The sequence below is a fragment of the Pseudomonas sp. NPDC087639 genome, from assembly GCF_044743385.1.
In the GTDB taxonomy this organism is placed as follows: Bacteria; Pseudomonadota; Gammaproteobacteria; order Pseudomonadales; family Pseudomonadaceae; genus Aquipseudomonas.
In genome coordinates this window covers 35,946-46,285 of sequence record NZ_JBIUWI010000047.1, presented here as the reverse complement: position 1 = coordinate 46,285, position 10,340 = coordinate 35,946, and the positions used below count along the sequence as shown (strand labels likewise).

Here is a 10,340-nt window from a genome sequence, read left to right as displayed (position 1 = left end):
ATGGCCACCGAGGGCTTGAACAAGCGCTCGATCGGCAAGGTCAGCATGGCACCCAACGAAGGTCTGGTCGGTCTGGTCGGCACGCGTGAAGAACCCCTGAACCTTGAAAACGCCGCGGATCACCCGCGCTATCGCTACTTCGCCGAGACGGGCGAGGAGCGCTACGCCTCGTTCCTCGGTGCACCGATCATTCACCACCGCCGCGTTGTCGGCGTGTTGGTCATCCAGCAAAAAGAACGCCGCCAGTTCGATGAAGGTGAAGAAGCCTTCCTCGTGACCATGAGCGCGCAGCTCGCCGGCGTTATCGCCCACGCCGAGGCCACCGGTTCGATCCGTGGCCTGGGCCGTCAGGGCAAAGGCATCCAGGAAGCCAAATTCGTCGGCGTACCGGGTTCGCCAGGCGCGGCAGTGGGTACCGCAGTGGTCATGCTGCCGCCAGCCGATCTGGACGTGGTACCGGACAAGACCATCACCGACATCGATGCTGAGCTGGGGCTGTTCAAGACCGCCATCGAAGGCGTGCGCGCCGACATGCGCGCGTTGTCCGCCAAACTGGCAACCCAGCTGCGCCCGGAAGAGCGCGCGCTGTTCGACGTCTACCTGATGATGCTCGACGATGCCTCGCTGGGCAGCGAAATCACCACCGTGATCAAGACCGGCCAATGGGCTCAGGGCGCACTGCGCCAAGTGGTCACCGAGCACGTCAACCGTTTCGAACTGATGGACGACGCCTACCTGCGTGAGCGCGCGTCGGACGTCAAAGACCTCGGCCGCCGCCTGCTCGCCTACTTGCAGGAAGAGCGTCAGCAGAATCTGGTCTACCCGGAAAAAACCATTCTGGTCAGCGAAGAGCTGACGCCGGCGATGCTCGGCGAGGTGCCGGAGGGCACGCTGGTCGGTCTGGTGTCGGTACTCGGCTCGGGTAACTCCCACGTCGCGATTCTGGCCCGGGCCATGGGCATTCCGACGGTGATGGGTCTGGTTGACCTGCCGTACGCCAAGGTCGACGGCATCGAGATGATCGTCGATGGCACGCGCGGCGAGGTCTACACCAACCCCAGCGACGTGCTGCGCAAGCAGTTCTCCGAGGTGGTGGAAGAAGAGAAACAACTGGCGCTGGGGCTCGACACCCTGCGCGACCTGCCGTGCGTGACCCTCGATGGCCACCGCATGCCGTTGTGGGTCAACACCGGCCTGCTGGCGGACGTGGCGCGGGCGCAGAAGCGCGGCGCCGAAGGCGTCGGTCTGTACCGCACCGAAGTGCCGTTCATGATCAACCAGCGCTTCCCGAGCGAGAAGGAACAACTGGCGATCTACCGCGAACAGCTCGCCGCGTTCCATCCGCAACCGGTGACCATGCGCAGCCTCGACATCGGCGGTGACAAGTCGCTGTCGTACTTCCCGATCAAGGAAGACAACCCGTTCCTCGGCTGGCGCGGCATTCGCGTCACCCTCGATCACCCGGAAATCTTCCTGGTGCAGACCCGCGCGATGCTCAAGGCCAGCGAAGGCTTGAACAACCTGCGGATTCTGCTGCCGATGATCTCCGGCACCCACGAACTCGAAGAAGCCCTGCACCTGATCCACCGGGCCTGGGGCGAAGTGCGCGACGAAGGCACCGACGTGCCGATGCCACCAATCGGCGTGATGATCGAGATTCCGGCAGCGGTGTATCAAACCAAGGAACTGGCGCGGCAGGTGGACTTCCTGTCGGTCGGCTCCAACGACCTGACTCAATACTTGCTGGCGGTTGACCGCAACAACCCGCGGGTGGCCGACCTCTACGACTACCTGCACCCGGCCGTGCTGCAAGCCTTGCAGAACGTGGTGCGCGACGCCCATGCCGAAGGCAAACCCGTGAGCATCTGCGGCGAGATGGCCGGTGATCCGGCGGCGGCAGTGCTGTTGATGGCGATGGGCTTCGACAGCCTGTCGATGAACGCCACCAACCTGCCGAAGGTGAAGTGGATGCTGCGCCAGGTGAACCTGAGCAAGGCCAAGGAATTGCTGGCGGAGTTGATGACCATCGATAACCCGCAAGTTATCCACAGCTCGCTGCAATTGGCGCTGAAGAACCTTGGGTTGTCGAAGATCAATCCGCCGGCGGTCAACAAAGCCCTCTAACACCCTTAGGGCCCCTTCGCGAGCAGGCTCGCTCCCACAGGGGATTTGTGTCGATCACAGATCCAGTGTGGGAGCGAGCCTGCTCGCGAAGGCGTAAGTTCGAGCACCACTAAATGATGATCTCCACTTCCCCCAAATGCCCGCCATACGGCCCAAAACTGCGCTCCACCATCCGCCGCGTCCCATCCGCCTGCACAATCAACGCCGTACTCGCCCGCGTCCCGTAACTCTGGCTGGCAATAAACACACTCGACAGCAATGATTCAGTTGCCAGCCCCACGCCGGTATCTGGCAACTCGTTGAATGGCGCCGTCTGCGCATCGCTCAACAATCCCATCAAGCGTTCAGGCTGCGGATCTTCAAGCACTGCGCTCAACGCGGCCTTGGCCTTGAGCAACTTCGGCCACGGCGTATCCAGCCCGGCATTGGATAACCCGTAGACACCCGACGCGAGCATCACCGGCTCCGACATCCGCGCATTGAAATGCCACAGCTCATGGCTGTTGCCGAGCAGCAGATTGAACCCGGCGTATTCCGGCGAGCGACCGACCACATCGATCAAATAATCATCAATCGACAGATCACCGGTGAGAAACCGCGCCGCCAACTCACCCCGCGATTTGCGCGCCGGCGGCTGATGCGGATCACGAATATTGGTCAGTGCGGCAAAACGCCCATTGGCGCCAATCCCCAGCCAGGTCCCACCGGCCTCAAGATCACGCCCGGCATGCACCTGCGGCGCTTCCGGCCATTGCGCCAGCGGCAGGCTCGGCCGGGCGTAGAACTCGTCACGGTTGGCCGCGACGATCAGCGGCTGGGCATGGCCCGGGCGCCAGGCAAAAACAATCAGGCACATAAGGTGGTCCTTGTGTGTTTTTTGCCCACTCTACGCATCCGGCGTCCGTGCATCCATCGCAAGTGGAGCAGGAGGCCATGCATCCGTTACCATGCCGCTCCGGTTTTGGGGATGCGTCTGGGAGACGGTCATGGAATTTCTGCTCTATCTGGCGCTGGGCGCCTGTGCGGGCGTGCTGGCCGGGCTGTTCGGGGTCGGTGGCGGGATCATCATTGTCCCGGTGCTGGTGTTCAGTTTTACCTTGCAGGGCTTTGACCAGTCGATTCTCACCCACCTGGCGGTGGGCACGTCGCTGGCGACGATCATCTTCACCTCGGTCAACGCGGTGCGTGAGCACCATCGTCGCGGCGCGGTGCGCTGGCCGATCTTCATGTGGATGACCGTGGGCATTTTGCTCGGCGCCGGTTTTGGTGCGCTGACGGCCGAAGCGATTTCCGGGCCCAACCTGCAAAAAATCATCGGTGTGTTCGCCCTGGTGATCGCCGTGCAGTTGGCGCTGGACGTCAAACCCAAGGCCAGCCGAACCGTGCCGGGCAAACTCGGTCTGACCGTGGCCGGCAGTGTGATTGGCTGGGCGTCGGCGATTTTCGGCATTGGCGGCGGCTCGCTGACCGTGCCGTTCCTGACCTGGCGCAGCGTGCCGATGCAGCAGGCCGTGGCGACATCTTCGGCCTGCGGTTTGCCGATCGCCTTGGCCAGTGCATTAAGTTTCATGATTCTGGGGTGGCATGATCCGTTGCTGCCGGCCCATAGTCTCGGTTTTGTCTATTTGCCGGCGCTGTTGGGCATCGCTCTGACCAGCATGGTATTCGCCCGTATCGGCGCGCGATTGGCGCACAAATTGTCGCCGCGCTTGCTGAAAAGACTGTTCGCCGCTTTGCTGTTCACCGTGGGTTTAAGCTTTTTGCTTTGATCGCGTCGCAATCCTGACTTAATCCTGAGGTGGCAGCGTCGCCCGGGAATTCTGCTTTCAACTCTAACGAGGAGTCGCAATGCTGCCTTACCCGCAGATCGACCCGGTGGCCCTGGCCATCGGTCCGCTGAAAATCCACTGGTACGGCCTGATGTACCTGATCGGCATCGGCGGTGCGTGGCTGCTGGCGTCGCGCCGGCTCAACCGCTTCGACCCGACCTGGTCCAAGGAGAAGCTCTCCGATCTGATCTTCTGGCTGTCGATGGGCGTGATTGTCGGCGGACGTCTGGGCTATGTGCTGTTCTACGACCTGAGCGCTTACCTGGCCAACCCGACGCTGATTTTCGAAGTGTGGAAGGGCGGCATGTCGTTCCACGGCGGCTTCATCGGTGTGATGCTGGCGGCCTTGTGGTTCGGCAAGCGCAATGGCAAGTCGTTCTTCCAGCTGATGGACTTCGTCGCGCCGATGGTGCCGATCGGTCTGGGCGCCGGACGTATCGGTAACTTCATCAACGCCGAATTGTGGGGCAAGGCGACTGACGTGCCGTGGGCCATGGTCTTCCCGCCGTTCAGCGACCCCGCGCAACTGCCGCGTCACCCGTCGCAGCTGTATCAGTTCGCGCTCGAAGGCGTGGCGCTGTTCCTGATCCTGTGGATCTTCTCGCGCAAACCGCGCCCGACCATGGCGGTTTCCGGCATGTTCGCGCTGTTCTACGGCATCTTCCGTTTCATCGTCGAGTTCGTCCGCGTCCCGGACGCGCAACTGGGCTATCTGGCCTGGAACTGGCTGACCATGGGCCAGGTGCTGTGCGTGCCGATGATCATCGGCGGGCTGTTCCTGATCTGGCTGGCCTATCGTCGCGCGCCGGCGGCACCGCTCGCTCCGACGGCTTAAACTACGAACCCCGGCGCGCGACGCCGGGGCTCAAAGGACACAGGTAACTCATGAAGCAATATCTCGAACTGGTCTCGCACGTCATCCAGAACGGCACCAAACAGGCCAACCGCACCGGCATCAACACCATCAGTTTTCCGGGGGCGATGCTGCGTTTCGATCTGCAGGAAGGTTTCCCGGCGATCACCACCCGCAAGATGGCCTTCAAATCGGCCATCGGCGAGATGTGCGGCTTTCTGCGTGGCGTGAACAACGCCGCTGAATTCCGTGAGCTGGGCTGCAAGGTCTGGGACCAGAACGCCAACGAAAACGCCCAGTGGCTGGCCAACCCGTTCCGTCAGGGCGACGACGATCTCGGCGAAATCTACGGCGTGCAATGGCGCAAATGGCCGGCGTACAAGCAGATCCCGCTGAGCAACACAGCGGCCATCGAACAAACGTTGAGCAACGGTTACAAGCAGATCGCTCAAGGCGAAGAAGACGGTCAGGCCTACGTGGTGCTTTACAAAGCCATCGATCAGGTTCGCCAGTGCGTCGACACGATCATCAACGACCCGGGCAGCCGCCGCATTCTGTTCCACGGCTGGAACTGGTCGAGCCGAGCGACTTTTCGCTGGAAGGCTACGAGCACCACGCGCCAATGACCGCGCCGATGGCGGTCTGAGGCACAATACAAAACCCCTGTGGGAGCGAGCCTGCTCGCGAAGAGGGCGTGTCAGTCATAAAGATGTCGACTGATACACCGCTTTCGCGAGCAGGCTCGCTCCCACATTTGGTTTTGTGTAAGGCTCAGTGGCCGTGACTACGGCCCACATGGGAATGCTCAACCTCCGTCGCCACCACCCCGCCACTCACTTCCAGCCGCTGCAAAATCCCGCATTGATCGGCCCCCGGCCCTTCGCCACAGCGTTGGCGCAGGTCGAGCAACTGTGTCTGTAACGCCAACAACCCATCAATCCGCGCCTTCACATGCTGGATGTGCTCGTCGATCAGCGTGTTCACGCTTTCACATTGATCCTGCGGGCTGTCACGCATGGCCAGCAGGCTGCGGATTTCTTCGAGGGTCATGTCGAGGGTGCGGCAGTTGCGGATGAAGGTCAGGCGTTCGGCGTGGGCCTGGGTGTAGACGCGGTAGTTGCCGTCGCTGCGGGCCGGTTCCGGCAGCAGGTTTTCGCGCTCGTAGTAGCGGATGGTTTCCACGGCGCAATCGGTCAGTTTGGCCAGTTCTCCGATCTTCATGACGACAATCTCCAAAAGGGTGCTTGACCCTATAGTGGCTACAGGGTCTTTACTTGGCAACAGGCACCTTCATGGACGCGACCAATGAGCGATTCCCAGCACACCCACAAGCCCGGCGACGGGCACGATCATAACCACAGCCCAAAATTGCAGCCTGTGCATAAGCACGACCATGGCGGCGATTCCTGCTGCGGGTCGAAAGCCGCTGCGCCTGCGCCAGTTCAAACGAGCGCAGATTCATGCTGCTCGACGAAAGCGACCGCGCCTGCGCTGGTGCAACTGAGCGAGGCGAAAAGCGCGGACGCCCGGCTGAGCAGTTTCCGCATCGAGGCGATGGACTGCCCGACCGAGCAGACGCTGATCCAGAACAAACTCGGCAAACTGGCGGGCGTTGAGCAACTGGAGTTCAACCTGATCAACCGCGTACTCGGCGTGACCCACACGCTGGCGGGCACCGAGCCGATCACCGAGGCGATCAAATCCCTCGGCATGCACGCCGAGCCGTTGGAGGCTGGCGTCGAAGCTCCGGCCCCCGCGCCAGTGAAAAAACACTGGTGGCCGCTGGCGTTGTCCGGCGTCGGTGCTCTGGTGGCGGAAGTCATCCACTTCACCAACGCCGCGCCGACCTGGGTGGTGGCGATCATTGCGCTGGTGTCGATCCTCAGTGGCGGCTTGACCACCTACAAAAAGGGCTGGATCGCCCTCAAGAACCTCAACCTCAACATCAATGCGCTGATGAGCATCGCGGTGACCGGTGCCATCCTCATCGGCCAGTGGCCGGAAGCCGCGATGGTGATGTTCCTGTTCACCGTGGCCGAGTTGATCGAGGCGCGCTCGCTGGACCGAGCCCGCAACGCCATCAGCGGGTTGATGCAGATGACCCCGGAACAGGCCACCGTCCAGCAGGCCGACGGCACTTGGCTCGAACAGGACGTGAAAGTCGTCGAACTCGGTGCCCGCGTGCGGGTGAAACCCGGCGAGCGCATTGCACTGGACGGCGAAGTCGTCAGCGGCAACTCGACCATCGACCAAGCGCCGATCACCGGTGAAAGCCTGCCGGTTGAGAAAGCCGTGGGCGACAAAGTCTTCGCCGGCACCATCAACCAGGCCGGTTCGCTGGAATACGCGGTCACCGCGGCGGCGAACAACTCGACCCTGGCGCGGATCATCCACGCCGTCGAACAGGCACAAGGCGCCCGCGCACCGACCCAGCGCTTCGTCGATCAATTCTCGACCATCTACACCCCAGTAGTGTTCGTGTTGGCCCTGGCCGTGGCGATCATTCCGCCGCTGTTTATGGGCGCCGTGTGGTTCGACTGGATCTACCGCGCGCTGGTGTTGCTGGTGGTCGCGTGCCCATGTGCCTTGGTGATTTCCACTCCGGTGACCATCGTCAGCGGCCTCGCGGCGGCGGCGCGCAAAGGCATTCTGGTCAAGGGCGGCGTGTACCTGGAGGGCGGTTTCAAGCTCGACTATCTGGCGCTGGATAAAACCGGGACGATCACCCACGGCAAACCGGTGCAGACGGACTACCTGTCCCTCGACCCGACCGCCGACGCCACGGCCCCGGCAATTGCTGCCGCACTGGCCGGTCGCTCCGACCACCCGGTCTCGCTGGCCATCGCTAAGAATGCTGTGGATAAAAACTTCGCCGCGCTGATTGTGGATAACTTCGCAGCGCTGGCCGGGCGTGGCGTGAAGGGTGATATCAACGGCCAGACCTATCACTTGGGCAACCATCGCCTGGTTGAAGAGCTGGGCCTGTGCTCGCCGGCACTGGAAGAAAAGCTCTTTGCGCTGGAGAAACAGGGCAAGTCCGTGGTGTTGCTGCTCGACAAGTCCGGCCCGCTGGCGTTGTTTGCTGTGGCCGACACCGTTAAGGAGACCAGCCGCGAGGCGATCCGTCAGTTGCATGCACTGGGCGTGAAAACCCTGATGCTGACCGGTGACAACGTCCACACCGCGCAGGCGATTGCCGCGCAGGTCGGCATCGACCAAGCCAAGGGTGACTTGCTGCCGACCGACAAGCTGCAAGCCATTGAAGAGCTTTACGGTAAAGGTCATCGCATCGGCATGGTCGGCGACGGCATCAACGACGCCCCGGCGCTGGCCCGCGCCGAGATCGGTTTTGCCATGGCCGCCGCCGGTACCGATACTGCGATTGAAACCGCTGATGTCGCCCTGATGGACGATGATCTGCGCAAGATCCCGGCATTCATCAGCCTGTCGCGCGATACCGCGAGCATCCTGAAACAAAACATCGCGTTGGCACTGGTGATCAAAGCGATCTTCCTTGGAGTAACCTTCGCCGGACTCGCCACCATGTGGATGGCGGTGTTTGCCGACATGGGCGTGAGCCTGTTGGTGGTGTTTAACGGTTTGCGCCTGCTGCGCAAATAAACGAGAGGGACGGTTGTGCTGAGTGCCGAGCTGAAGGCGTTTTACATGGTGGCCCGCTTGGGCAGCATCACCCTGGCGGCGAAGAAACTCGGCCTCAGCCAACCGACCGTGACCACGCAGATCCGCAATCTGGAAAGCCAGTATTCGGTAGAGCTGTTCTACCGGGGCGGTCGCCGCCTCAGCGTCAGCGACGAAGGCGCGCGGTTGCTGCCGATGGTCAAGGCGCTGTTGCAGCAGGAGGCCGATATCGAGTTCTTCCTGCGCAACAGCGGCCAGGTGCAAGGGACGCTGCGCATCGCCGCCACCGCGCCGTATTACATCCTTGATCTGGTGAAGACCTTTCGCGAACGCCTGCCGCAAGTGGAAGTGTCGGTGGAAATCGGCAACTCGCAGCAGGTGCTGGAAGCGCTTGAGGATTACCGGGTGGACGTCGCCGCGTCATCGCAGTTGCTCGATGACGCGCGGCTGATTCGCCGGGTGCTCGGCACCGATCCGCTGGTGCTGGCAGTGCATCGCAATCATCCGTTGGCGGCGCATGAGCATGTGACGTTGAACGCACTGGCCGGGCATACCTTGCTGATGCGCGAAACCGGTTCGACCACGCGGCGGTTGACCGAAGAGCTACTGGCTGGCGCGGGCGTGAGTTTCGGCCCGTTGCTGGAGATCGGCAGCCGCGAGTCGATTCGTGAGGCGGTGCTGCGCAACATCGGCATCAGCATCATTGCCCGCCAGGAAGTGCCGCATGATCCGCAGTTACGCGTGCTGACCATCGAGAATGCACCGCAGATTCCTGAGTATCTGTATTGCCTCAAGGAGCGCAAGAGTGCGCGGTTGCCGGCAGCGTTTTTGGGGTTGGCGCAGGAGATGTCTCCGGCCTGAATGCTGCGGTGAATGGCCGTGCCTCTTCGCGAGCAGGCTCGCTCCCACCTAGGGTCTGTGGTGAACACATAATTTGTAAACACCCAAAATCCCCTGTGGGAGCGAGCCTGCTCGCGAAGGCGTCAGTCGCCGCAGCAAACTCCGACAGGCAAATCCACAATCCCTGTCGTGCAATAAACCCTTTCCAGCACAGGTGTTTAAAGACACTCGGTGTTACGCCCGACAGCCTACAAATCCTTGCGCCGCTGCCTACGCATGCACCAGAATCCGCCGGCTTGTGCGCCTTGGGCGGGCTGCGTAACTTGGTTCGCATCACTGATTCCCAGTGATCGGGTTTAGTAGCCCGGTTCAGTAGACTTACGGTTGCACAAGTATCATCCAGTCGGGCGTTCGCTTGCATTTGATGGTGGCTGTGCGCATGGCATCTTCGGGTGCGCCGGATCTTGAGTCTTCTGCCGGTCTACTAACTTGCGCACAGCTGCCACCCCTTTCGTTTAGTAGCGAGATGGCTGCGGCTCTTCTGGAGCAAGACTCAATGTTCAAACCAACGCCAAACCCGCCGGTCACCGACCCGGGCTCCCCCTACGAATCGCCCGATTCAAAGAAATTCCACGAAGCCGCCGAGCGCGCCCTCGACCACTATCTCGGCCCGCCAACTGCAGCCATCATGGCCGCACCTTACAAACCCAACACGCTGTACATGGCGCACCCCGAGGCTGACACCGAATCCCTGATCGCGGACGCCAGTGAAACCCTCGGCTCGGCCATCGTGTTGCTGCACAACCATGTGGCAATGGTTGAAGGCACGCACCGCAAAACCCTGCAAGGCATCGCCCAAGTGGTGATGCTGGCAGAGCTGGCGGTCAATCGGGTGTTGGATAAGTTAGTGCCGACGGAGTGATCAACGCACTCAGCGGCGCCTGTGCAGGTGCCGCTGAGTGCGGTTGGCCGGGCTTACCCGGTCTGGGGTTTTCATATGATCGGGGGTGAACCCAAATCCCCGAATACCACTATCAGCCGTTTTTGCCTCACTG

Annotated in this window: 8 protein-coding genes and 1 pseudogene; 7 read left to right on the top strand and 2 right to left on the bottom strand. The window is 61.8% G+C overall.

All coding sequences use genetic code 11. The features are described from left to right. On the top strand, positions 1–2,124 hold a 2,124-nt coding region (gene ptsP / locus ACIOVB_RS19200), incomplete at its 5' end, for a phosphoenolpyruvate--protein phosphotransferase (protein WP_401270360.1). A 109-nt stretch (positions 2,125–2,233) separates the two neighbouring features. On the opposite strand, the gene ACIOVB_RS19195 is transcribed toward ptsP, so the two are convergent. Next, positions 2,234–2,980: an NRDE family protein gene (locus ACIOVB_RS19195; protein WP_401270358.1), complete on the bottom strand. Its 747-nt coding sequence runs from the start codon at positions 2,978–2,980 to the stop codon at positions 2,234–2,236. Between the two features lie 130 nt (positions 2,981–3,110). On the opposite strand from ACIOVB_RS19195, the gene ACIOVB_RS19190 reads away from it, so the two are divergent. From ACIOVB_RS19190 to ACIOVB_RS19180, 3 genes and pseudogenes are all read left to right on the top strand, one after another. Further along, positions 3,111–3,893 (top strand): sulfite exporter TauE/SafE family protein, encoded by a 783-nt coding sequence (locus ACIOVB_RS19190; RefSeq protein WP_187679079.1) that lies wholly within the window; start codon positions 3,111–3,113, stop codon positions 3,891–3,893. A 79-nt stretch (positions 3,894–3,972) separates the two neighbouring features. After that, positions 3,973–4,788: a prolipoprotein diacylglyceryl transferase gene (lgt, locus tag ACIOVB_RS19185; RefSeq protein ID WP_103304351.1), complete on the top strand. Its 816-nt coding sequence runs from the start codon at positions 3,973–3,975 to the stop codon at positions 4,786–4,788. Between the two features lie 50 nt (positions 4,789–4,838). Continuing rightward, positions 4,839–5,378 (top strand): annotated as a pseudogene (locus ACIOVB_RS19180) (thymidylate synthase); the annotation flags it as partial. A 199-nt stretch (positions 5,379–5,577) separates the two neighbouring features. Here the strand turns inward: ACIOVB_RS19180 and cadR are convergent. Further along, positions 5,578–6,027, bottom strand: coding sequence for a Cd(II)/Pb(II)-responsive transcriptional regulator (gene cadR, locus ACIOVB_RS19175; RefSeq protein WP_008088440.1), 450 nt, complete (start codon positions 6,025–6,027; stop codon positions 5,578–5,580). A gap of 84 nt (positions 6,028–6,111) precedes the next feature. Here cadR and ACIOVB_RS19170 point away from each other — a divergent pair, with 84 nt between their 5' ends. From ACIOVB_RS19170 to ACIOVB_RS19160, 3 genes are all read left to right on the top strand, one after another. After that, positions 6,112–8,427, top strand: a complete 2,316-nt coding sequence (locus ACIOVB_RS19170) for a heavy metal translocating P-type ATPase (RefSeq protein ID WP_401270355.1) — start codon at positions 6,112–6,114, stop codon at positions 8,425–8,427. Between the two features lie 15 nt (positions 8,428–8,442). Further along, positions 8,443–9,306: a LysR family transcriptional regulator gene (locus ACIOVB_RS19165; RefSeq protein WP_401270353.1), complete on the top strand. Its 864-nt coding sequence runs from the start codon at positions 8,443–8,445 to the stop codon at positions 9,304–9,306. A 535-nt stretch (positions 9,307–9,841) separates the two neighbouring features. Then, positions 9,842–10,207: a DUF6124 family protein gene (locus ACIOVB_RS19160; RefSeq protein WP_401270351.1), complete on the top strand. Its 366-nt coding sequence runs from the start codon at positions 9,842–9,844 to the stop codon at positions 10,205–10,207. The last annotated feature ends 133 nt before the right edge of the window (positions 10,208–10,340 follow it).